Genomic DNA, 20738 nt, shown 5'->3' with positions numbered 1-20738 from the left:
TCACGGGTTTTTTCCCGTTTCGATTTTTTGGTCTGCCCTTCGTGGTGCGCAAAGCTGAGCCTGATGGCCGGCAAGCACACCGTCAAAGTGCATCCGGAGTTGTCTCCGGCGAGACCAGAGAAATCACAATGGCCCTGATCAGCCTCAAATCCCTCGGTGTCACCATGAGTGCGCCGCTGTTTTCCAACCTCGATCTCACCATCGGCACCGGCGACCGGCTCGGCATCGTTGCCGCCAATGGCCGCGGCAAGTCGACCTTGCTCAAATGCCTGACCGGCGCGCTGGAGCCGACCTCGGGCGACATTTCTCGCACGCGCGGCCTGCGTGTCGGCCATGTCGGGCAGTCGGTTCCGCCTGCCCTTCTTAGCCGCACCTTCCATCAGGTGGTGGCCGATGCCTTGCCGGCCGAGCAGGCCGACAGCGAGATGTGGCGCGTCGATGTGGTGCTGGATTCGCTCGACGTGCCCGAGCCGATGCGCGAACGGCCGATGCAGGCGCTGAGCGGCGGATGGCAGCGGCTGGCGCTGATCGCCCGCGTCTGGGTCACCGATCCGGATGTGCTTTTGCTCGACGAGCCGACCAATCATCTCGACCTCGCCAAGATCAGCCAGCTGGAAAGCTGGCTGATCGCGCTGCCCCGCGAGGTGCCGGTGGTCATCGCCAGTCACGACCGCGCCTTTCTCGACGCCGTCACCAACCGCACGCTGTTCTTGCGCCCGGAGGACTCGCCGGTGTTTGCACTGCCCTATTCCAAGGCCAGGCAAGCGCTCGACGACCTGGACGCTTCGACGGCGCGCCGGTTCGAGCGCGACATGAAGGTGGCGCAGCAGCTGCGCAAGCAGGCCGCCAAGCTCAACAACATCGGCATCAATTCCGGCAGCGACCTTTTGACGATGAAGACCAAGCAACTCAGGGAACGGGCGGAGAAGCTGGAAGACGCCGCGGTATCGGCGCATCGCGAGAAATCGGCCGGCGCGATCCGGCTGGCCAACCGCGGCACCCATGCCAAGGTGCTGATTACGCTGGATGACGCCGCAGTGGAAACGCCGGACGGCATGCTGCTGTTCAAGACCGGCAAGCGCCACATCTGCCAGGGCGATCGCATCGTGCTGCTCGGCCGCAACGGCGTCGGCAAGTCGCGTTTCGTCGATCTGATCCGCAACGCCATCGCCGAGCCGGACACGGTGCCGAACGTCAAGGTGACGCCGTCGACGGTGCTTGGCTACAGCGACCAGGCGCTGGCCGGCATCAGTGGCGACGACACGCCGCTGGCCCTGGTCTCGCACCGCTACGATGTCGGCGAGCAACGCGCCCGCTCGCTGCTTGCCGGCGCCGGCGTGGTCATCGAGATGCAGGAGAAAAAGATCGGCGTGCTGTCCGGTGGCCAGAAGGCGCGGCTGATGATGCTGGCGCTCAGGCTCGCCAACCCTAACTTCTACCTGCTCGACGAGCCGACCAACCATCTCGACATAGACGGCCAGGAAGCGCTGGAAGCGGAACTGCTGGAACATCAGGCGAGCTGCCTGCTCGCCTCGCATGACCGTTCCTTCATCCGCGCCATCGGCAACCGCTTCTGGCTGATCGACAAGCGGAAGCTGACCGAAGTCGAAGACCCCGAGGATTTCTTCCGCTCGGTGGCTGAAACGGCGGGCTGAGGAACTACCACCATGGGCCGTACCGTGTTGCGGCCCATGCTTTCGCATCTCCCGCAAATATTTTCAGCGCTCTGTCGGATCGCCTGAACCTGCTGCGTCCTTGGGATGCCGACACGATGATGCCGGCTTCATCTGAGGAGAACGCATCATGTCCATTCTGTCATCCATAGGCCGCGTCGCCGCCCGTTACGCACAGAACCGCGCCCGCTATCGCAGCGAGCGCGAGCTTCTGGCCCTGCCGATCGAACTGCGCAAGGATATCGGCTGGCCGGAAATCCTCATCGACGCGCAAAACGGCCCGCGGATCTGCAGGGCGCCCTGACCATGCGGTCGGGAAAATCGATGCAGGCCGCCGCGGGGCGACCGTTGCTCAGTCATGCGTATCGCCCGACAGCGGCGTCGCCTGCATCGATCGACGCTTTTCGAACGCCTCGAACCAGCGCGTCAGCCGCGCCCGCGCGCGAAAGGACGGCAGCTGGCGGAACGTCATCCAGGACAGCGTGGTGGCAAGCGCTATGTGGCCGACATGGAGCGATGTCTCGTCGTCCAGCGCGCTTTCGATCCAGTCATAGCTGGCCTCGATTTTTTCCCGGTAGCCTTCGGCAAGCGCTGCATAGCGCAACTGTTCGGGCCGCCTTTCCGTCTCCCAGCGCAGGCCTATGCCCGTCTGCGCCAGGCCTTGGGCGACCGCCTGCAGCCGCAACGCCTGCCAGCGCGCTTCGCCGTCCTGCGGCAGCAATTTGCGGCCATCATGCAGCGTATCGAGATAGGCGCAGATGACATCGGAATCGAAGAGCGGCGACGCATCCGGCCGCAGCAGCACCGGCACCTTGCCGAGCGGGTTTTCGGCGTAGACACGGGCATTGCGCAAGGTCGGGCTGGTCTCGTGATGAATGACCTCGAGCCGGTCGGCAAGCCCGACCTCATGGGCGAAGACGAGCGCCTTGCGCGCAAAGGGCGAATGGGTCTGGTAATAGAGGATCATTGTCGTCTCAGCGGGTTGGAGAAGCAGTCCCCTTTTCTAGCCTGCTCATACCGAGGATTGCGCTCTGATTGGGCGCCGCCGACGCAAGTTCATTTCACCCCAAAAATCGCATCGGCCCAAAAAATCGCATCAGACATGTAGGATTGCCGCCGCCTCGTTCGTCCTGAGGTTCGCAAAGGCCAGACCAAGCGCCCAGACCAAACCCAAAGAGGAACAAGACATGACCGACCAGACCCCCATTCAGCCGGCCGCGAAAGTTCTCGGTGGATTGACCCCCTATCTGCAGCTGGACGGCGCCTTCAAGGCCGCCGAATTCTACAAGAAGGCCTTCGGCGCCGAGCAGGTGTTCTTCTATCCGCCCGATGAGCAGGGCCGCACCATGCACATCCATCTCCACATCAACGGCTCGACGCTGATGATTTCCGATTTCTACCCCGAAAACGGCATGCCTGCCGTCAAGCCGCAGGGCTATACCATGCAGCTCCATCTCGGCGCCGACGAGATCGATGACTGGTGGAAGCGCGCGGTCGATGCCGGCTGCGAAGTCGCAGTGCCGCTGCAGCTGATGTTCTGGGGCGACCAGTGGGGCAACATGCGCGATCCCTTCGGGGTCGAATGGGCGATGAACGCGCCGGCGAAGAAAGACTGACCACCGCTGACAAAGCTCCTCACCGGCTGACGCCGGTAAGGAGCTTTGTGAGATACTCCAAGGAGAACCTGATGTCCTATGTCGATGGTTTCGTGCTCGCCGTGCCGAAGGCAAATATCGATGACTACAAGAAGCTGGCCAACCTCGCAGGCCCGATATGGAAGGAACACGGAGCGCTCGCCTATGTCGAATGTATCGCCGACGACGTGCCCTATGGTGAGTTGACCTCGTTTCCGCGTGCCGTTCAGGCAAAAGACGACGAGATCGTCGTCTTTGCTTGGGCCGTCTATTCGTCCAGGCAAAGCCGCGACGCGGTAATGGCCAAGGTGATGGCCGATCCCCGTTTGACACCCGATTTGGGGCCCATGCCCTTCGATATGAAGCGCATGATCTTCGGCGGCTTCCAGCCCTTCATCGAGCTTTAGCCGCTGCTCAGTCCAGCTTGTCCAGCAGCGGCTTCAACCTGTCGCCATAGCGCTTCCAGAGATCGACCGAGCCCTGATACATCGGCTGGCGCACCTGCGCGGCCGAGGCCGTGCGCACCGGGCGGTCGGTCTCGTGGAACGACAGCGCCTTGTCGTCCCAGGACAGGCCGAGATGCCCGATCAGCGCCCGCGTCTGTCCCTCCTGGTCGGCCACGAAATCCTCGTAACGCACGTCATGGACGACGCCCGGCAGAACATCGTGCCAATGCGCCATGATGTCGGTGTAGATGTTGTGGAAATCGGCGAGCTCGCCCAGATCATAGCCGTAGCGGTGGTTGTCGCCGCGGAAATGCACTTTGTAGATCGAAAGGCAGGTCGCCGCCGCATCGCGCGCGCAATGGATGATCTTGGCTTTCGGCAGCATCATATGGATGAAGCCGATGAGCAGGAAGTTGCCGGGCATCTTGTCGGTGACATGCCTGAAGTTGGGATAGCGCTCATGCAGCATGTCGAGATAGGCTTGGCCCGCCTCCGCAAACTCCGCGTCGGATACATCGACCAGTCCCCAGGGGAAACCTCCCGGCATGGTCAGCGGAAATTGCTTGCCGACCGCGGTTTTCAACATGCTGAGCTCGCCCGCGCCATAGACTTGTGGATGGCTGGCGATGATCTGTTCGACCAGCGTGGTGCCGGAGCGCGGCATGCCGACGACGAAAATCGGCGTGTCGTCGGAGATTGCACTTGGCTTGTGCTTTTCGAAAAAGCCGGCGTTGAACACCGTCTTCATCGCCTCGAATTCGGCCCGCGTCCTGACCGGATCATAATCGATGCCCTTGCGGCGGATCGCATTGCCTTCAGCGAAATAGTCGAAGGCCCTGTTATAGTCCTTCAAATCGTCATTGGCCTTGCCGAGACCGAAGGACAGCTGCATGCGTGCCAGGCTGTCGGCCGGCGCCTTGGCATGCTGGGCCTCCATGCCGGCGAGTTCGGCGTCGCGCTCCTTCTGGCGCTTGACCTGCGTCAGCATCAGCCAGGCCTTTGCCATGCCTGGCGTGATCGCCAACGCCTGCCGAAACAGGTCTGCCGCTTCATCGAGCTTGCCTTTTTCCATCAGCCCGACGCCGAGCCCATGCAACAGGTCGGCATCCTTGGGCCGGATCGTCAGCGCCTCGCGAAAGGTCGCCAGCGCCTCATCCAGACGACCGGCTTCCTGCAACGTTTCGGCAAGCCCGATGCGGGCGCGGACATGGAAGGGATTGCGCCCAATTGTGCCGCGATAGATGTCCTCCGCAGCCTCGAACTGGCCGAGCTGTTTCAACGCCGAACCCAGATTGTCGCGTGCCGCGAGCTGGTCGGGCTTGAGATCGACCGCGCCGCGGAAGAAATCGGCGGACGCGGCAACGCGGCCGAGATCGCGCATCACCGTGCCGAGATTGTTGAGGAAATCGGGATTCTTCGGCTGCAGACGCACAGACTGCTCGATCAGCTCCAGCCCTTCGGGGCTGCGCCCGGTCTGGTGCAGCAACAGGCCCAGGAAATGCGCCGCTGCCGGGTGATTGGCCTTGCGCGCCAGCACCTGCCGGTACAGCGTCTCGGCCTCCTGCCGGCGCCCGGCCTGATGCAGCTGCAGCGCCTGCTGCACATATTGGTCGAGGCCCAGCGGCGCCTGTCCGCCAGCTCCAGCACCCGCCGCTCTTCTCTGATCTCTGTTGATGGGAAACCTGCCGTGTTTTGTCCGCTTGCCGCGATCTAGGCCATCGGCGCTGCAGGTTCAAGGGAAGAGTGGGCTCGCCAAGGGCGCGGACCTCTTCGAAACTCTAGAGGAATTCCAGGAAAATGTAGCGTTCAAATCAGCCGGTGGCTCTCGGCGAGCCGGCGCTCCCGCCGTAGCGTGCCGTCGGTGTCGGCAATCTTGCGCCGTGCCGCTTCGTCGCTTCTTATCGTCAGGCGCACTGATATTGCCTTGGGGAAGAGGATGATTGGCTCGATTGTTGCGGTCGGACGATCCGGCGTTTTCATGAATCTCATATATTTTTGCCTTTCGTGAAAAATAATCTTAGGGGAACCGGAATAATTATTCCGATGCTCTCTAAATAAGAAATTGGCTGATATTGTTCCACGATAGCAGATTTATTAGGGGTTTATACGAGAAATTTTTTATACCGGTCGAGCCGTGGCGGAAATCAGCTTGAATAACCAACAATTTCGGATTATTGATCTGAGATCGTTTTTTGGGTCAAGCTTGGCATATAGCGGCGTCGGAGATACTCGACCCGCCAAACTCATTCCAATCGCCGATGGTTGAGTTCCCGGTTGATGCCGGAAAGCATCGACGAACCAGAGCCAAGCCAATGCCGGATCGCACCACCCGTTCCATCGCCCATTTCGCGGCACCCTTCGTGCTTAGCGGGCTGGAAGGGCAACTGCCGGCCGGCGACTATGACATCGATCACGACGAAGAGCTGATCGAGGGCATGTCGCGGCTTGCCTGGCGTCGCGTCGCCACCTTCATCCATTTGCCGGCAAGGGCGGTGAAGAACCCGGCCACCAGCCAGCTTGTCGCCATCGACTACCTCGAACTCGAAACAGCGCTGAGGCGCGACCAGGAGAACGCAGCATGATCCGCTTCCAGCAGAATGCGCGTCCGCGCACCGATACGCCCTCGCACCTCTTCGCCATCGGCCAGACCGTGCGCATGAAGAGCCGCAGCGGGCTCGCCCAGCAGACCGCCGAGCTGTTTCAGATCAAGAGCAGATTGCCGGTCAAGGATGGCTCGCCGCAATATCGCATCCGCAGCGAGGAGGAGACCTATGAGCGGGTCACCACGGAAGACAACCTCGAAGTAGCGGACGCCCCGGCTGTCCCCGACAGCCAGGCAGTCTGACACCGCACCCACCCAGCACGTACGAAGGAGCAGACAGATGGCCAAGGGTCAGCAGCGCAGCAATCGCGAAACGCGCAAGCCCAAGAAAGACAAGGTGGTGGCCAAGGCCGCCTCCCCGTTCGGTTCCTCGGTCAAGCAGGCAGAGAGCAGCCTGAAGCCGAAGTCGAAGGGCTGACCAGGCAGGGCGCGCCTGGCGCACCTGCCGGCAATGGACTGACGATCTCGGACTGACGATCTCGCCCAAAACTCTGCAACGGAGGCTTGCTTGACGTTCTTCGTCGAGCCGCTCGCGCGACGTCGACGAAGCCACGCTCGACAAGGTATCGCTGGACGCGCCGAACCTGCGCGCCGCCCTGCAGGGCGCCACCGCGCTGTTCCACAGCCTCGCCATGCCGCAGATCCCCGACCGTCTGCGCATTTGCGACGAGGACGGCGCAGAGCTTTATGCCGGCCCGGCCGACGGGGCGTATTCGGCGTAGGCAACCACTCCGATCCGCGACCTTGCCTTCTCCCTTGGGGGTGAGAAGCGATCCGCGCAGCAGACGAAAAGCCGATTGTTGGCTTTTCGAGTTTCGAACGCCCTGAGCCTGCGAAGGACCAAGGGTGGTCCGGTCCACCCGCCCGGTCCCCGCTGCTTCGCAGGGTCCCGGCATTCGCCGCCTTTTATCGTGCCAGTGGGACGGTGAATTCGCCTCCGGCGGACTCACCCGACAGGGGAGAAGGAAAAATCAGCAGGGGCCGTCCTCGACGACGCGGTAGTCGGCGGCACGGGCCTCGCAGGCGTTGGGAAAGGTGCGCAGCTCGCCATGGCGGCGGGCGCAGACCGGGGCGTATTCGCGCGTGCAGAATGTCGGCTCTTCGCCGCCACCACCGCCACCACCGCCGCCGTCGCGGCAAGGGCCGTCGCGAACGATGCGGTAGCCTTCCCGTTCGGCAAGGCAGGCATTGGCGAAGGTCTGGCGGTCACCGCCGCGCCGCGCGCAGACCGGCTCGTATTGCCTGGTGCAGAATTCCGGTTCCGGCCGTGGCGGGCGCGGACGTGGTCCCGGCCCGTCATCGACGACGACGGTGCAGGCCGCAAGAAGACCCGACAGGAAGAGAATAATAAAACCCTGGCGCGAGAAGATCGTCGCAAGAAATCTCATGAATATGCCTCCCTCGAGCCCCCCGTCCCCGGCGCAAAACGCGCCTGCCGATCCTCGCCATTCCCTTGCCAAATGCAACCCCCGTTTGCGGCGCGGGAGCCATGCGATGCTCGCCCCCGCATTGGTCTGGCCCTGGACCAGACCGCTGGACCATGCGTGGCCGGGCTCTGGCCGATGATCTCTTAAGAACCCAGGTTTATCGAAGCGCCTTCGTTGGGATGCGTCGATGGACGCGGCCCGCGGCGCTATCTTGCAACGATCACGTTTCCGTGCGATAAATTTTGTGTTCGGGCATTTGCGACCCGGAGAGCGGAACGTTTTGGACGACCTTTCCCCGATACTGTGAATCTCTGACGGCCCCGTTTTCGGCGGGGGGTTTTACCATGCGCAAATGCAGGACTGCCGAAGCAACCACCGGGACTTGCCCACGATGCCAGGCGGCGGGCAAACCACAAGACTGACACGGGTGAAGGAGTTTCCCCAATGGCCCAGACCGGCACCGTTAAATTCTTCAACGCGACCAAAGGCTTCGGCTTCATCACGCCCGACGGCGGCGCCAAGGATGTGTTCGTCCACATTTCCGCGATCGAGGCCTCGGGCCTGCGTACCCTCGTCGACGGCCAGAAGGTCACCTTCGACGTTGAACCCGACCGCATGGGCAAGGGTCCGAAGGCGGTCAACCTCCGCGCGGCCTGAACCGGCGGTGCCCGCGCGCCCCAGGGCGCTCGAAAAAGCACCTCAAGCGTGTTTGAACCGGCTTTGTCAGCCGTCCAGAGTTTCGAAGGCGCGACGTTTCTGGTCGCGCCTTTTTCATGTCCGCCGTCGCCGCAGGCAAAGGACGCTCACCGGTCCATGGCGTGGCTGATCGCCGGAGCAATCGTCTGGCGCGAATTGCCTTCGGTGCAACAATCTATTTGACCAGCCTTCAGCGTTGCCGCCCTGGCCAAAACTTTCTCTTGCCGATAGCGCTAAAATAAAGGACAAATTTCCCTTCGGGCATTTGCCGGCCCGAAACTGGACTTTATGGGATCAAAGGGAGCTTCCCATGCCGCAGACCGGCACCGTCAAATTCTTCAATCATGCCAAAGGCTTCGGCTTCATTACGCCCGACGACGGGCAGAAGGATGTCTTCGTTCATATTTCGGCCGTGCAGGCTTCGGGTCTTTCCGGTCTGGAGGATGGACAGAAAGTGACATTCGACACCGAGCCGGACAAGCGCGGCAAGGGTCCGAAGGCCGTCAACCTGTCGGTCGGCTAAGCCGGCTCAAGACAGTCCGGACGGAGATTGACGAGGCGGAGCGCCTTGCGTACGCGCTTGGTTTTGCCGCAAGAACTGGATCGTATCAGCCAATTCCGTTCAGCCCCCGTTCAGCCACGGTCTTCTATTAATCGTCCCCTAGGCTGGACCGCATCCCCGAAAACTATCCGGGCCGGCACGAAGGAGACCAAAATGAATCGCATTTTCAAGACCGCCATCCTGGGCGCCGCTCTCGCCGCGACCACCCTCGCCACCTTGCCTGCCGCCAATGCCAAGGACTGGAACCGCTGGCATCATGGCCATGGTCGTCATCATAATGGCGACGCGCTTGCGGCCGGTGTCGTCGGCCTTGCGGCCGGCGCTCTGATCGCCGGTGCGCTGAGCAACCCGCAGCCGCGCTACAGCAGCTATGACGACGATTACGACTACCGCGAAGTGCGGCCGGCGCCGGTGCGCCGTTACTATGCCGAACCGCGGGTCGTCTATGCCGACCGCTATGCCGAGCCGTGGACCCGCGACTGGTACGAATACTGCTCGGACCGCTACCGGAGCTTCAATGCCCGCAGCGGCACGTTCACCGGCAATGACGGTGAGCAGCATTTCTGCGTCGCGAATTGACGCTTCCCTGCCCCAAAAAAAGCGCTGACCGCAAGGCCAGCGCTTTTTTTGTTGGCAGAAAGACATCGCTAAGTCAGGAAGGGATTGGTCCGCCTTTCCTCGCCAAAACGGCCACCCGGGCCGTGGCCGCAGATGAAACCGATCTCGTCACCGAGCGGCAAAAGCTTGTTCTTGATCGAGGCGATCAGCGCAGCATGGTCGCCGCCCGGCAGGTCGGTGCGCCCGACCGAGCCGCGAAACAGCACATCGCCGACATGAGCGAACTTCGCCGCGCGGTTGTAGTATACGACATGGCCAGGCGCATGGCCGGGGCAATGCAGCACCTCGAATATATGTGAGCCGAACGAAACCGTCTCGCCCTCTGCGAGAAACCGGTAGGGGACGCAGTTGCGCACCCCGGTAATGCCGTAGCGCTGGCCCTGGTTCTCGAGATTGTCGAGCAATAGCTTGTCGGCTTCGTGCGGGCCGATGATCTCGATGCCGAGTGCTTCCTTCAGCTCCATGGCGCCGCCGGCGTGATCGATGTGGCCATGGGTGATCCAGATCGCAGCGGCGGTGATCGCATTGTCCTTCAGCACCGCCAGCACCTTGTCGATGTCGCCGCCCGGATCGACGACGACGCCATGCTTGTCATCCATGTCGAACAGGATGGTGCAGTTCTGCTGGAAAGGCGTGACCGGCACGATGCCGGCATTGAGCTGACCCATGATTGTCCTTTCGCTGTTCCAGCGTGATGTAGAGGCACGGGCGAAGGCCGTCCACTGCTGAAAGGCAAACAGTCCGTCCCAAAACAGAAATGGGCGGCCCAACGGCCGCCCATTTGACGAAGCCTGAGTCTCGGGCAATTCCAGGAAAAGTGTAAAGCGGTTTTCCGTCCGGAATTGCGTAAAACAACAAACTAGATCATTCGCCGTGAAACGGTGAATGATCTAGAGGCTTACTTCTTCATCGCGCCCATGGCCGCACCGATGATGCCGGTCAGGATGGCGCCGCCGCCGGCGCCGCCGAGCAGGTTTTTGAGGTTCAGCGTATCACCCAATCCGCCCGCTGCCGTGGCAGCCGCTGCCGGGTCGGCCGTACCGCCGAGCAGGCTGCCGAGGATCGCCGCGCCGCCGACGCCGCCAACGGCGCCGCCGAGGATTTTGGTCAGCTGGCCCATCGCCGCATTCTTCAGCGCAACGCCGACCGCCTGACCACCGACAACACCTGCAATTACCTGCACAACGAGCGCAATGAGCGTATTCGTATCCATGTACCTAGTCCCTCCATAGCTGCCAGCCTCCCGGGCCGACACCATCATGAGACGCTGAATTATACGAAAGTCAAATGCACAGATGCTGAAATAAAGGGGCCGGCCTCAAAACCGCCCCTGCTTGCGAAAAAAGCTGTGACTTTCGTTATTCTGCGGCTATCGCATGCTTAGGTTGCACCGCAGCAGAATAGTCGTTCATCAAAGTCTTGGCGATCTCGCCGACCTCGAATCGGTAGGGACCGATCTCGGAGACGGGCGTCACTTCCGCTGCCGTTCCGGTGAGGAAGCACTGTTCGAAGCCTTCGAGTTCCTCAGGCATGATGGCGCGCTCGACGACTTCAAGGCCGCGGTCCTTGGCGAGGCCGATGACGGTGCGGCGGGTGATGCCGTCGAGGAAGCAATCGGGCTTCGGCGTGTGGATCTTGCCATCCTTGACGAAGAAGATGTTGGCGCCCGTTGCTTCGGCGACCTGGCCGCGCCAGTCGAGCATCATGGCATCGGCATAGCCCTTGGCCTCGGCGGCATGCTTGGACATGGTGCAGATCATGTAGAGGCCGGCGGCTTTCGACTTCGACGGCGCGGTACGCGGATCGGGCCGGCGCCATTCCGCCAGATCGAGACGGATGCCCTTGAGCTTCTGCGCCGGGTCGAAATAGCTCGGCCATTGCCAGATGGCGATGGCGCAGTTGATGCGGCTGTTCTGCGCCGACACCCCCATCTGTTCGCTGCCGCGCCAGGCGATCGGCCTGACATAGGCGTCCTGGAAACCCTGCTTCTTCAGAAGCGTGGTCGAGGCGTCATTGAGCTCGGCCACGGAATAGGGAATATTGAAGCCGAGCAGGCGCGCCGATTCATGCAGACGCTCGGTGTGCTCATTGAGCTTGAAGATGGCACCGCCATAGGCGCGCTCCCCCTCGAAGACGGCGCTGGCATAGTGCAGGCCGTGGGTCAGCACGTGGATCTTGGCGTCGGCCCATTTGACGAACTCGCCGTTGATCCAGATGAAGCCGTCCAGTTGGTCGAAGGGAACGGATGCCATGGAAACCTCCCGCGGGCGGCGACCCGCACATCATTGGTGTTGTTTTTGTTGCGCGACAGCCGCGTCGGGCGGCCCTTGAACCGTAAGCGGAGAATCGAACTCTGGCAAACTCAGGAAGTTCCGGAAAAACGGCACTCCCTTGCCTTTTCATTCGCATTCAGCCGAAAAGCTTGTCAAAAATTACCATTGCGGGGAAATTACGTCAATAGTACTGACATAATATCCCTCTATGGACGGAGAAATGATGACGGATCGAAGCCGAGCTGCCGGAAAACCGATCAAGACGCCGATCACCGACGAGGACGGCATCGACTTCGCCATCATCGAACTGTTCTTCTTTGCCTATCGCGATTTCACTTCCGATCCGGACCAGATCCTGGCCGATTACGGCTTTGGCCGCGCCCATCACCGTGTGCTGCATTTCGTCAACCGCCGGCCCGGACTGACGGTCGCCGAACTGCTCGACGTGCTCAAGATCACCAAGCAGAGCCTGGCGCGGGTGCTCAAGCAGCTGATCGACACCGACCATATCGTGCAATTGCAGGGTCCGCGCGACCGCCGCCAGCGGGAGCTCTATCCGACAGCCAAGGGCCGCGCCCTGGCGCTGGCCCTGGCGCGGCCACAGTCACGCCGCATCCGTGCTGCATTGGAAGATTCCGGAGCCAGCGAGCGTCCCTTGATCGAACGATTCCTGGAAGCCATGGTCAATCCGGAACTAAGGGCGCAGATCGACATTGTGCCTGCAAACATGTCAGGGAAAAGCCATGGAGACCATTGAGAGGGTGGACCAGCCGACGGCGCCGGACGATGACGCGCCGCATCTGCTTGTGGTCGACGACGACACCCGCATTCGCAATTTGCTCAAGCAGTATCTGACCGAAAACGGTTTTCGCGTCACAGTCGCCGGAAATGCCGGCGAGGCCAGGCGAAAGCTCGCCGGGCTCGACTTCGACCTCCTTGTCCTCGACGTCATGATGCCCGGAGAGACCGGCGTCGACCTCACCAAGGCGCTGCGGGCGGAGAAGAACGTGCCGATCCTGATGCTCACCGCGCTATCGGAAACCGACAGCCGCATCACCGGGCTCGAGGCCGGCGCCGACGACTATCTGCCCAAGCCCTTCGACCCGCGCGAGCTGATCCTGCGCATAAACAACATCCTGCGCCGTGGCGGCCCCGCGACGACGCCCAAGGTCGAGCAGCTGGTCTTCGGCCCTTATACTTTCCAGATCGCCAGGCGCGAGCTGAAGCGGGGCGGCGAGGCGCTGAAGCTGACCGACCGCGAGCAGGAGATCCTGGCGATCTTTGCCGCGCGGGCCGGCGAAACGATCCCGCGCCATGAACTTGTCGGCGACGATTCGGAAGTCGGCGAGCGCACCATCGACGTTCAGATCAACCGGCTGCGCCGCAAGATCGAGCGCGATCCGTCCAATCCGGTCTGGCTGCAGACGGTGCGCGGTATTGGGTATCGGCTCAGTGTAGAATAGCCTGTTCGCTACCATACGTTTTCAACAACTTACGACCCAAACTGTCAAACCAACCTGGTTGGTTTGACAGTTTTTGTTCCTGCTCCGTGCCCGGCGATGGCATTCATCGCCTCATGCGCCAAGCGCATTTGATCGACCGCCTCGGTGTAGCGAACGATCTCATCGAGCTTTTTGTGCCCGGTGATTGCCTTGATCTGGTGGGGCGTGCAGCCGGCTTGGGCGAGCCGTCGGCTACACGCCTTGCGCAGACCGTGCGGCGAAAGCCCCATGGCGCCGCTTGCCAGATCCTCCCGCAAACCAGCTTCGCGGACACAGACCCGGAACCAGTTAGTGAAAGATTCGGGCTGGAAGGGCTTTTCGTATTGCGTCAGGAGAAATGTGAGATTGTCGTGAGGTCGGGCATCGAGAATGCCTTTGAGGTATGAGTGAAGTGGGATCGAGACGGCTGTGCGGGTCTTTTGCTGCCGAATGGACAGGACGTCGTTCTTGACGTGCTGCCGACCCATGGCAATCACGTCTGAGCGTCGCTGGCCCGTAAACAGCAGAAGGTCGAGGGCGAGGCGGGCGCGGGTGCCGACAGCGTGCGCCGCGTAGAACGCGACAATGTCATCCTCTTCCCAAGTGATGAACCCGCCCGACTTGATTTTCAGGCGCCGTATCCGGATCGTCGGATCGTCCTTGCGTATTCCCATATCGATGGCGCGCCCCATCAGCAGCTTGATCATCTTCAGCAGTTCGTTGGCCGAGCCAGGGTGTTCAGCCTTCTTGTCCATCATCCTGAGGACGTGCTTGCGCTCGATCCTGGCGACCGAGCCGACGCCGTATTCAGTACGGATACGTTCGAGTGCGTTCCGATAGGTCTTCTGGCTGGCCTTTGCGAGATTTCTGAAATCTGCACTGCCGTAATAGGAGTGGATCAGCGCCCCGATTGTGCCGGGTTGGCTTCGATCAGCTCCTATCATGCTTGTTGGCGCCGCCCTACCGGCTTCCCAAGCCTTCAGCGCCGCCTCATAAGCATCCATGAACTCCGTCGAGTATGGAAGGCCTGGCAGGGTAGTGTTCGACAGTCTGAAGTAGTGCCGCGGCCGGCCGGTTCGATCAATGAAGGCTTTGACGTGCTTCGGCAGCTTATGCTTCATTGGACGAGCCGATCCCACTCGTTGTCGGAATCTTGAGACTCGGAAATCCCGCTCAGACCGTCAAGCGCCCTCTCGAGAGCGCGAACATCCCAGCGCTTGACGCCAGGCAGCGGTAACGGCGGTGGCATAATACCGGCACGCACCAGTTTGTCGAAATAGCCGACGCTTGCACCCACGAAGCTGGCCGCTTCGGGACGGCTAAAGACGCGGCGATTCGATGGTGGTAAGGCGTGGATAAGCCCGCAGTTGATCATTGTCATCGCTAGAATGCTCCTTCTGCTGACGTTATAGCGCTGTTGCCGCCGAAGAGCCGAAAATGAGAAAAGAATTCGGTCGTGAGAAGCGATACGGGGACCTGCTAGCGCAGTGTCAGCCAAGACTCACAGATCGGACCTATCGACCGCCCTCTCTGCGGCACCGCCTGCGTGAACGTCGCGCCAGCCGTGCGGTTGCATGTCCGCTTAGGGGATGCCTCATGACCTACTTGACGCGCATAGCGGTCGCTCGTCATGCGTGGAGAAACCTGTGACGGGTCAGATATTCGCGTCTGTTGCCAACCACCCAGCGGTCGAGCAGGTTGTCATTCAACCAGAGGGCAGCCGGTTGGCCCTGAACCAATCGGTAAGTGGCGATTTGAATACGACCGCCTCAACGTTGGTGGTGACGACAAGGAACTTTCGCAGACTATCTTCTCCTTAGTCTGCGGCGTTCTCCTGAGTCCTTGAAATGGTGGCGCGCCCGAAGAGACGCAGCGTGCCATTGCCGTAAGCATTGATTCTTGCGAGCCCGAAACTGCGGTGCCGGAATGGCTTAGTCTCCGCATGCTAGGCAACGTCCCGCTTGATACGGTCGGGAAGCATCCCAATTCTTAGCTCGATTTTCGACGTGTAATCAAAGCCGAACAATCGCAACAATCAGATTGCTTCGCCGTCACCTCCACATGTAAGGCAGAACGGTCCGGCGACGCGACCTATCTTGATACCTCGATTTTCCGATGCGAAAGATGACGCGTGATCTAGGGATCACGCGTCTCAGCCACATGTAACTGCGTGCATAAGGTTGATTCAGGCTCAGCGCTTAACCATTCGCGCCACGGCAATCAAAATACACGCACCGATGAAGCCGGCGACAAGATAGCCAAGCCAGCCGGCCAGCGATACGCCCAGCAGCCCGAGAAGAACATTGGCGACGATTGCGCCGACGACCCCCAAAATGATGTTCATGAGCACGCCCATGTTGCTTTTCATGAACATCTCGGCAAGCCAGCCGGCGACACCGCCGATGACAATCGCTGCTACCCAACCGACACCTGGATTTTCCATATTTCCCCCTTTTTGCTTGAACCTCGATTGGTTCGGCGAGAAACGTGCCGAACGACAATAAAGTTCCGGGGACGTCAGGTCAGCATATCCGCTTATACCGGACATCACGTCTTCCTCCTCCAGCCGAAGGAACCATTCGCTTTGCTGGCACTTTCTTCCGAAGCCGCTTCCGGCAAATGGAGCATCATCATGAAGACACTGGCCGATATTTTTGAACATACCCTCCAGGACATTTATTACGCGGAGAACGCGATTACCAAGGCTTTGCCCAAAGTGGCCGCAGCCGCGAATGACCCCAAGCTGAAGAAAGCGGCCGAGGATCACCTCGCAGAGACGAAGGGGCAGATCAAAAAGCTGGAGCAGGTGTTCAAGTCAATCGGCAAGAAGGCCTCTGGCGAGAAGTGCGACGCCATTGAGGGGCTGATCAAGGAAGCCGATGGACTGATGGAGGAAGCCTCAGGTACGGCCCTCGATGCGGGCCTGCTGGCCGCCTGCCAGGCCGTCGAGCACTACGAGATTTCCCGGTACGGCTCTCTAAGGGAATGGGCAAAGGAACTGGGGCATGACGAGGCGCATAAGATGCTCAGCGAGATCCTCGACGAGGAGAAGGCCACCAACAACAAGCTGACGAACCTTGCGATAACATCGATCAACAGGACAACCTGACCACCTGGAGCGCCGATTGATTCCCACAGACAAGCCCTGGGTTTGAACACCGGGGGCCGTTGCGTTCGATGCAGGCGCAATCCTCGGCACGGACGCCAAGTCAGCCATCAGTCAAATCTTCAAAATAATCTGGCAAACTTTCCCGTTGCCGCCAGAATGAGGAAGGTCCATGGTTTTAGCACGTCGAAGCGCAGGAAGACCCTGCCATATCGGCCGAAGTTGATCGCCTCCTAGCGCGGCGCACGCGCGAAATCCGTCTCACGGGCGAGATCAAGTATCTTGTTCGAGCTCGGGTCTGGACGCAAACAGCGAACATCATCGGGCGTGGAGATCTGGGTGGCTTGCTGACGCTTGCTGACGCTTGCTGACGCTTGCTCAACATGATGATGCTTCCAAGGGCGGTCGCGCTACCCGTGCCCTTGCCGGGCGCCATCGTTCCACCTGTCTGTGTGGCCGTCTTCCTCGTCTGGCGAGACCGCGGGCGCCCTCGTAGCAGGGGGCGTCGCTGATTGCGGGCATGTTCCTGATCGCGCAGGCACTGGCCGAACAGGAAGCGCTACGTCGCACCCAGTTGGACCCGCTTGAGCAAGGCCCGGTCGGGCAGGTGGCGAAGGCAACTGACACCAGGACTGCGGGCGAAGCCATCTTGCCCCGTGATCCCCTCGCCGGGGGGGGCTGCGCCTAACGCCGATGCCGTCAAGCGGCTCGCTGCAGAAGATCCCGAGACAACGGCCGCTCTCGTCCGGCAGAACCTCGCCGATCGCTATTCCGCCGCGCACACAGAGACGCAGAGCGGCAGCCGCGAGACGGCGGGCGCGAAGTTTCATAAGAGCGTTGCCGGCAACGACGAACGTAGCGCTCTGCTCGACGCCATTCTGCGCGCTCTACCGAACAACCAAGCTTCGGCGAGCATGCCAGAGCTTCTTGAAGTCCTCCAGGCCAGCATGCGCCGGCACGGGGCGGGCAGCCCGACCGAAGCAAATCGCATGATCACGTCCGAACTCGGCGCGTCGTCGCCGGTCGGCAAGCTGTTCGATTTCGCTAAGTCTCTGGGCACCAGCTTCATTACACAGGCCGGTGACGCGACGAAGCGCGCGCAGCTGCGCGGCAACCTGGGCGAACTTGCGGATATCATGACAGGGCCGAACGCGGTGCAGCGTACACGGTCGGCTGCCGACCGCCGGCCGCGCATCAGCTACCCTGAGGCGGGGCTGCGCACGTTGTTCGAGAGCGGACAGACGCTTCAGGATCCGCGGGGATCGCGATGACGTCGGTGTTCTTCAACGAGGCGGGCTAGCGGGGATTCGGGCGGTTTTCGACGAAGACCGTGTTCTACCAGTGCGCTGATGCCTCGTGGCGCACTGAGCAGCATTCCGAAGAACAGGATCAGCAGGACGGCGCCGAGCGCCCAGAGAATGATAGTCAGCCCCATGGCCGACAATTAGCAGAGACTATCAGATTTGTCGAATAGCCCACCGATCAGTCGAGTTCATTCGAGGTGCAAACGGCCGCGGCTTCGGACCGATATTCGTGTTGCTTTGGTGCGTACTGGCGCTGAGACCGGCGGGACTCTATTCGGCCCAGCGGGGCAGCGCTGACGCGGGAATAGACCAGGATTTGGGCAACAGTCTCGGCCGGCGCGCGTCTCTCGTTGGGGACGGCTTGTGACATCTTTGATGTCGGCCGACCGCAGCATCGACGTTACGGGTGGGCCAGCGCCAGCAGTGACTGCAAGTGAACTGCATGCCTCTCTTCTGGCTTGACCAAGTCCGCAACGGAACCGTCGGCTCGACCCCAAGTTGGTATTCGGCTTGCCAGTTTGTCAGCCGCCCAGTATACGTTCGGGGGTGGGATGTAATGGGATGGTATTGGTTATACTGGGCTTTGTTATCGTGATCGGCATAGCAATCGTTCTCTTGGCGAGCTTGAGTCACGTCGGCGATGAACCGGGCGCTCATCGCTTCAATGAATTGCCGTCCGAAGATGAACATCGGCGATGAAGATGACGCTTTGGTTCTCTCGGCTTAAGGTTCATATTGCCTATGCGTGTGGGTGCGGAACAGGTTTCGTGCGCAACAGTGCCAAGACTGTCGCGTCCACGTTGAACCTTTCCCGAACCCGCTTGGCGAAGAAATAGACTTGGAGCACGTTGCACACCGCCGCTGCAGCGGCGAGCCAAAAAGGGCCTCCAGCCAAAATGCCCAGGCAACATAGAGCAACAGTTGCGACACCCGTGACAAGGGTGATGCGAAAGGCGACCCTTTCGTCGCCCAGGACCATTAGCAAAATACCTGAGGAACCGCCGAGAACGTGCCCGAGTTGGCCGGCACCTAGTATCAGTGCGAGCCAGAGAGAATTTTCATAATGTGGATTCCAAAGATGGACCAGGGTGTAGCCAAGAGTTGCAAGGCCGGCATACATTAGAAAAGTTAGTAGGGTCGCCACTGAAACCAAGGGCCGCAGCGCTTTCTGGAGACCCGTGTGATCGTTAAGCGTCCAGAGGTGAACGGCTGTGGGTGCAAAGGCCGAATTGGCGATGCTCAACGGCATGATGAGCACTGTCGAAATCCGCAGGGCGATGCCGTATTGCGCGATCTCCTCAAGACTGCTGAACAGCGCCAATAGGATCATGTCCACCTGAGACAGCCCAAACAACACTAAGGTGGTCGCTAGATTGGGCAGGGTCCGGTGGATGATTGCTCCCGTGCCAATGGGTTCATTGGCTAACTCGCTCCAACGTCGGCAAGACGAAGAAATGCTGAAGGCTCCAACTCCCGCAGCAATCGCATATCCGGCAAGGCTGCATAGGAGCACCTGATGCAAATCTGGTTGCAGGCGAGTCGTTAGGGCGAAAGCCAGGAAGAGAGCGACCACCGTGCTCGGGAACGCCATAAGAAAGGCTGAACTCCTGATCGAATGAACTGCTCTGAGCAATTCCACTTGCACAGCTCCAAGTGCGGCGCATGGGACCTGCAACGCAACTATCGCCAGGACCCCGTGCCAAATCGCGGCGTCTTTCCCGAATGCAATCCATGGATCGGCAAGCCAAAAAGCGCATGCGACCAGGAGGCCAAATCCGCCTACGATGCCTTGGATCTTCATGATGACGTCTCGCGCACGCCCAAAATCGCCTTGAGCTGCAGCGGCTGAAACGAGTGCTGGGGCCGTAAACGTAAGACCCATCATCGCCAGAATTGCGAACCCAGATGTGAGAATCTGAGCGATGAAGTATATGCCGACCTTGTCTTGCGATAGGCCGAGGGGGAGAAGAAGCGAACTGCCTAGCCCTGCCGCCAGTATTGCTACGCGGCCTGCAGCCGCGGCCCCACTGGCCCTCAACATGGAAGGCAAATTTGCTCTTCTAAGCGGGGCAGAGATTGGGTCGGTCTGCCGGCCGTTCATTCAGTTGCCACATGGCCTGAAACGATGCAAAATTGACAGGGTGAAATCGTTAGCGGAAAAGAGTGACCCGACATCCGTAGCGGCAGACCTTGGCACACAATGCAGGGTTCGGTACTCCAATTCGGAACAGCGATCATCCAACGAAAAACCTAGCCCATTGCGTCCGGGCGAAATGGTCCTTCAACTCCGCGTAGTTCTCGAGGATATCGGATTGAGAACCGGACCGCTGCCTCCTGAAAGGGCTATGCAGCGGAACTTTGCGCAAATTGAGGAACTCCAGCGAGCGAAACACACCCGACCCGTCGACCAACTCTTCGTAGGTAACATGCAGGTTGGGCAGAGTCTCTACTATCTGCGCGAGTCTCGAATCCCACTCTGTCCATTTTTGAAACGCTTCCGCCACATCTGCCGGTTCGGCCGCAAAATGGGTGATCTTCATTGAACCGCGGTCGGACCTCCAGGCGTTGTTAATCTGTGCTAGCTTGAATGATATGTATTGGTCCAAGAGATTGTCTCGTGAGAGGCGGATAACTTTGTATCCAAACGCCTCAAACGCTTCTCTAGCTTCTGGATGCTCGACCAGTGACAGATACGGCATTTTGAAGCCGATTGCGGCGCTTTTTTTCTTGTGCAGCTTTCGACTCAAATATGCCGCGACGTCTCGTTGTCGAGAATTTCTATACGATATCGTGCGACGCCTTACCAAATCCGCTAGCAAGCGAACGGTGGGAGAGAATAACTCACCCTCGCAAGTTGCGTCCGGGTGAGAGTCGATTAGGCCCTGCAAATAGCTGGAACCCTGTCTGCCAACGAAA

The 20738-nt window shown here is 60.4% G+C and carries 26 protein-coding genes; 14 read left to right on the top strand and 12 right to left on the bottom strand.

Annotated elements, in window-relative coordinates; all coding sequences use genetic code 11:
* The first annotated feature begins 128 nt into the window (after positions 1-128).
* The gene (locus tag X733_RS162495; protein WP_023817590.1) at positions 129-1655 is read left to right on the top strand and encodes an ABC-F family ATP-binding cassette domain-containing protein; all 1527 of its coding nucleotides are present in this window, start codon (positions 129-131) and stop codon (positions 1653-1655) included.
* A 148-nt stretch (positions 1656-1803) separates the two neighbouring features.
* A complete protein-coding gene (locus tag X733_RS1000000170120; protein ID WP_023672009.1) occupies positions 1804-1977 on the top strand; it encodes a hypothetical protein in 174 nt (57 codons plus the stop codon).
* A gap of 48 nt (positions 1978-2025) precedes the next feature.
* On the opposite strand, the gene X733_RS162500 is transcribed toward X733_RS1000000170120, so the two are convergent.
* Positions 2026-2640 (bottom strand): glutathione S-transferase family protein, encoded by a 615-nt coding sequence (locus tag X733_RS162500; RefSeq protein ID WP_023728227.1) that lies wholly within the window; start codon positions 2638-2640, stop codon positions 2026-2028.
* A gap of 220 nt (positions 2641-2860) precedes the next feature.
* Between X733_RS162500 and X733_RS162505 the strand changes: the two genes are divergently transcribed.
* Together X733_RS162505 and X733_RS162510 are read left to right on the top strand one after the other, a co-directional pair.
* The gene (locus X733_RS162505) at positions 2861-3289 is read left to right on the top strand and encodes a glyoxalase/bleomycin resistance/extradiol dioxygenase family protein (RefSeq protein ID WP_023672011.1); all 429 of its coding nucleotides are present in this window, start codon (positions 2861-2863) and stop codon (positions 3287-3289) included.
* A gap of 71 nt (positions 3290-3360) precedes the next feature.
* Positions 3361-3714 carry a DUF1428 domain-containing protein gene (locus tag X733_RS162510; protein ID WP_023683729.1) on the top strand — a complete coding sequence of 118 codons (354 nt, stop codon included), beginning with the start codon at positions 3361-3363 and terminating at the stop codon, positions 3712-3714.
* Positions 3715-3721: 7 nt separating this feature from the next.
* Here the strand turns inward: X733_RS162510 and X733_RS162515 are convergent, their stop codons facing one another.
* Together X733_RS162515 and X733_RS162520 are read right to left on the bottom strand one after the other, a co-directional pair.
* A complete protein-coding gene (locus tag X733_RS162515) occupies positions 3722-5356 on the bottom strand; it encodes a sulfotransferase (protein WP_023724948.1) in 1635 nt (544 codons plus the stop codon).
* A 203-nt stretch (positions 5357-5559) separates the two neighbouring features.
* Positions 5560-5742: a hypothetical protein gene (locus X733_RS162520; RefSeq protein ID WP_023817586.1), complete on the bottom strand. Its 183-nt coding sequence runs from the start codon at positions 5740-5742 to the stop codon at positions 5560-5562.
* 323 nt (positions 5743-6065) lie between these two features.
* On the opposite strand from X733_RS162520, the gene X733_RS162525 reads away from it, so the two are divergent.
* The 3 genes from X733_RS162525 to X733_RS1000000170115 are packed head-to-tail and all read left to right on the top strand — an operon-like array spanning position 6066 to position 6773.
* Positions 6066-6335, top strand: coding sequence for a hypothetical protein (locus tag X733_RS162525; protein WP_023701590.1), 270 nt, complete (start codon positions 6066-6068; stop codon positions 6333-6335).
* Positions 6332-6598, top strand: a complete 267-nt coding sequence (locus X733_RS162530) for a hypothetical protein (RefSeq protein WP_023728230.1) — start codon at positions 6332-6334, stop codon at positions 6596-6598. Before X733_RS162525 ends, X733_RS162530 begins: the two co-directional genes overlap by 4 nt.
* 37 nt (positions 6599-6635) lie before the next feature.
* Positions 6636-6773: a hypothetical protein gene (locus X733_RS1000000170115; protein ID WP_023683725.1), complete on the top strand. Its 138-nt coding sequence runs from the start codon at positions 6636-6638 to the stop codon at positions 6771-6773.
* A 553-nt stretch (positions 6774-7326) separates the two neighbouring features.
* Here X733_RS1000000170115 and X733_RS162535 read toward each other — a convergent pair.
* Entirely contained in the window at positions 7327-7743 is a 417-nt protein-coding gene (locus X733_RS162535) for a Kazal-type serine protease inhibitor domain-containing protein (RefSeq protein ID WP_023748161.1), read from the bottom strand.
* A gap of 483 nt (positions 7744-8226) precedes the next feature.
* On the opposite strand from X733_RS162535, the gene X733_RS162540 reads away from it, so the two are divergent.
* From X733_RS162540 to X733_RS162550, 3 genes are all read left to right on the top strand, one after another.
* A complete protein-coding gene (locus tag X733_RS162540; protein WP_006202520.1) occupies positions 8227-8439 on the top strand; it encodes a cold-shock protein in 213 nt (70 codons plus the stop codon).
* A 349-nt stretch (positions 8440-8788) separates the two neighbouring features.
* Complete coding sequence (locus X733_RS162545; protein ID WP_023672019.1) at positions 8789-9001, top strand: cold-shock protein; 213 nt, start codon at positions 8789-8791, stop codon at positions 8999-9001.
* Positions 9002-9193: 192 nt separating this feature from the next.
* Positions 9194-9619 carry a BA14K family protein gene (locus tag X733_RS162550; RefSeq protein WP_023672020.1) on the top strand — a complete coding sequence of 142 codons (426 nt, stop codon included), beginning with the start codon at positions 9194-9196 and terminating at the stop codon, positions 9617-9619.
* Between the two features lie 68 nt (positions 9620-9687).
* On the opposite strand, the gene X733_RS162555 is transcribed toward X733_RS162550, so the two are convergent.
* The 3 genes from X733_RS162555 to X733_RS162565 form a co-directional block, all read right to left on the bottom strand.
* Positions 9688-10326, bottom strand: coding sequence for an MBL fold metallo-hydrolase (locus tag X733_RS162555; protein ID WP_023817582.1), 639 nt, complete (start codon positions 10324-10326; stop codon positions 9688-9690).
* A 230-nt stretch (positions 10327-10556) separates the two neighbouring features.
* Positions 10557-10871: a hypothetical protein gene (locus X733_RS162560; RefSeq protein ID WP_023817580.1), complete on the bottom strand. Its 315-nt coding sequence runs from the start codon at positions 10869-10871 to the stop codon at positions 10557-10559.
* Between the two features lie 145 nt (positions 10872-11016).
* Entirely contained in the window at positions 11017-11910 is an 894-nt protein-coding gene (locus X733_RS162565; protein ID WP_023672023.1) for a branched-chain amino acid aminotransferase, read from the bottom strand.
* Positions 11911-12154: 244 nt separating this feature from the next.
* Here X733_RS162565 and X733_RS162570 point away from each other — a divergent pair, with 244 nt between their 5' ends.
* Positions 12155-12688 (top strand): MarR family transcriptional regulator, encoded by a 534-nt coding sequence (locus X733_RS162570; RefSeq protein ID WP_023817578.1) that lies wholly within the window; start codon positions 12155-12157, stop codon positions 12686-12688.
* Positions 12675-13394 (top strand): response regulator transcription factor, encoded by a 720-nt coding sequence (locus X733_RS162575; RefSeq protein WP_023672025.1) that lies wholly within the window; start codon positions 12675-12677, stop codon positions 13392-13394. The genes X733_RS162570 and X733_RS162575 overlap by 14 nt, the downstream gene beginning before the upstream one ends.
* Positions 13395-13438: 44 nt before the next feature.
* Here the strand turns inward: X733_RS162575 and X733_RS162580 are convergent, their stop codons facing one another.
* From X733_RS162580 to X733_RS162590, 3 genes are all read right to left on the bottom strand, one after another.
* Positions 13439-14533: a tyrosine-type recombinase/integrase gene (locus X733_RS162580; protein ID WP_023817575.1), complete on the bottom strand. Its 1095-nt coding sequence runs from the start codon at positions 14531-14533 to the stop codon at positions 13439-13441.
* Positions 14530-14793, bottom strand: a complete 264-nt coding sequence (locus tag X733_RS162585) for a hypothetical protein (protein ID WP_023817573.1) — start codon at positions 14791-14793, stop codon at positions 14530-14532. The genes X733_RS162580 and X733_RS162585 overlap by 4 nt, the downstream gene beginning before the upstream one ends.
* An 810-nt stretch (positions 14794-15603) precedes the next feature.
* Complete coding sequence (locus X733_RS162590) at positions 15604-15855, bottom strand: GlsB/YeaQ/YmgE family stress response membrane protein (RefSeq protein ID WP_023817571.1); 252 nt, start codon at positions 15853-15855, stop codon at positions 15604-15606.
* 189 nt (positions 15856-16044) lie between these two features.
* Between X733_RS162590 and X733_RS162595 the strand changes: the two genes are divergently transcribed.
* Both X733_RS162595 and X733_RS162600 read left to right on the top strand, forming a co-directional pair.
* Positions 16045-16521 (top strand): ferritin-like domain-containing protein, encoded by a 477-nt coding sequence (locus tag X733_RS162595; RefSeq protein WP_023817569.1) that lies wholly within the window; start codon positions 16045-16047, stop codon positions 16519-16521.
* A 653-nt stretch (positions 16522-17174) separates the two neighbouring features.
* Complete coding sequence (locus tag X733_RS162600) at positions 17175-17789, top strand: hypothetical protein (RefSeq protein ID WP_023817565.1); 615 nt, start codon at positions 17175-17177, stop codon at positions 17787-17789.
* 772 nt (positions 17790-18561) lie between these two features.
* Here the strand turns inward: X733_RS162600 and X733_RS162605 are convergent.
* Both X733_RS162605 and X733_RS162610 read right to left on the bottom strand, forming a co-directional pair.
* Positions 18562-19623 (bottom strand): hypothetical protein, encoded by a 1062-nt coding sequence (locus X733_RS162605; protein WP_155924142.1) that lies wholly within the window; start codon positions 19621-19623, stop codon positions 18562-18564.
* 433 nt (positions 19624-20056) lie between these two features.
* Positions 20057-20569 (bottom strand): hypothetical protein, encoded by a 513-nt coding sequence (locus tag X733_RS162610; protein ID WP_155924141.1) that lies wholly within the window; start codon positions 20567-20569, stop codon positions 20057-20059.
* Between the last annotated feature and the right edge of the window lie 169 nt (positions 20570-20738).

It is taken from the genome of Mesorhizobium sp. L2C066B000 (assembly GCF_000502335.1).
In the GTDB taxonomy this organism is placed as follows: domain Bacteria; phylum Pseudomonadota; class Alphaproteobacteria; order Rhizobiales; family Rhizobiaceae; genus Mesorhizobium.
This window is presented reverse-complemented; position numbering and strand designations above follow the sequence as displayed.

What these genes read in the sequence shown, in the direction of transcription:
- X733_RS162530 (WP_023728230.1), top strand. Translation starts at nt 6,332, where the DNA reads ATGATCCGCTTCCAGCAGAATGCGCGTCCGCGCACCGATACGCCCTCG.
- X733_RS162495 (WP_023817590.1), top strand. Translation starts at nt 129, where the DNA reads ATGGCCCTGATCAGCCTCAAATCCCTCGGTGTCACCATGAGTGCGCCG.
- X733_RS1000000170115 (WP_023683725.1), top strand. Translation starts at nt 6,636, where the DNA reads ATGGCCAAGGGTCAGCAGCGCAGCAATCGCGAAACGCGCAAGCCCAAG.
- X733_RS162605 (WP_155924142.1), bottom strand. Translation starts at nt 19,623, where the DNA reads ATGAAGATCCAAGGCATCGTAGGCGGATTTGGCCTCCTGGTCGCATGC.
- X733_RS162520 (WP_023817586.1), bottom strand. Translation starts at nt 5,742, where the DNA reads ATGAGATTCATGAAAACGCCGGATCGTCCGACCGCAACAATCGAGCCA.
- X733_RS162575 (WP_023672025.1), top strand. Translation starts at nt 12,675, where the DNA reads ATGGAGACCATTGAGAGGGTGGACCAGCCGACGGCGCCGGACGATGAC.
- X733_RS162510 (WP_023683729.1), top strand. Translation starts at nt 3,361, where the DNA reads ATGTCCTATGTCGATGGTTTCGTGCTCGCCGTGCCGAAGGCAAATATC.
- X733_RS162560 (WP_023817580.1), bottom strand. Translation starts at nt 10,871, where the DNA reads ATGGATACGAATACGCTCATTGCGCTCGTTGTGCAGGTAATTGCAGGT.
- X733_RS162545 (WP_023672019.1), top strand. Translation starts at nt 8,789, where the DNA reads ATGCCGCAGACCGGCACCGTCAAATTCTTCAATCATGCCAAAGGCTTC.
- X733_RS162525 (WP_023701590.1), top strand. Translation starts at nt 6,066, where the DNA reads ATGCCGGATCGCACCACCCGTTCCATCGCCCATTTCGCGGCACCCTTC.
- X733_RS162550 (WP_023672020.1), top strand. Translation starts at nt 9,194, where the DNA reads ATGAATCGCATTTTCAAGACCGCCATCCTGGGCGCCGCTCTCGCCGCG.
- X733_RS1000000170120 (WP_023672009.1), top strand. Translation starts at nt 1,804, where the DNA reads ATGTCCATTCTGTCATCCATAGGCCGCGTCGCCGCCCGTTACGCACAG.
- X733_RS162540 (WP_006202520.1), top strand. Translation starts at nt 8,227, where the DNA reads ATGGCCCAGACCGGCACCGTTAAATTCTTCAACGCGACCAAAGGCTTC.
- X733_RS162595 (WP_023817569.1), top strand. Translation starts at nt 16,045, where the DNA reads ATGAAGACACTGGCCGATATTTTTGAACATACCCTCCAGGACATTTAT.
- X733_RS162580 (WP_023817575.1), bottom strand. Translation starts at nt 14,533, where the DNA reads ATGAAGCATAAGCTGCCGAAGCACGTCAAAGCCTTCATTGATCGAACC.
- X733_RS162585 (WP_023817573.1), bottom strand. Translation starts at nt 14,793, where the DNA reads ATGACAATGATCAACTGCGGGCTTATCCACGCCTTACCACCATCGAAT.
- X733_RS162505 (WP_023672011.1), top strand. Translation starts at nt 2,861, where the DNA reads ATGACCGACCAGACCCCCATTCAGCCGGCCGCGAAAGTTCTCGGTGGA.
- X733_RS162565 (WP_023672023.1), bottom strand. Translation starts at nt 11,910, where the DNA reads ATGGCATCCGTTCCCTTCGACCAACTGGACGGCTTCATCTGGATCAAC.
- X733_RS162535 (WP_023748161.1), bottom strand. Translation starts at nt 7,743, where the DNA reads ATGAGATTTCTTGCGACGATCTTCTCGCGCCAGGGTTTTATTATTCTC.
- X733_RS162590 (WP_023817571.1), bottom strand. Translation starts at nt 15,855, where the DNA reads ATGGAAAATCCAGGTGTCGGTTGGGTAGCAGCGATTGTCATCGGCGGT.
- X733_RS162500 (WP_023728227.1), bottom strand. Translation starts at nt 2,640, where the DNA reads ATGATCCTCTATTACCAGACCCATTCGCCCTTTGCGCGCAAGGCGCTC.
- X733_RS162570 (WP_023817578.1), top strand. Translation starts at nt 12,155, where the DNA reads ATGACGGATCGAAGCCGAGCTGCCGGAAAACCGATCAAGACGCCGATC.
- X733_RS162555 (WP_023817582.1), bottom strand. Translation starts at nt 10,326, where the DNA reads ATGGGTCAGCTCAATGCCGGCATCGTGCCGGTCACGCCTTTCCAGCAG.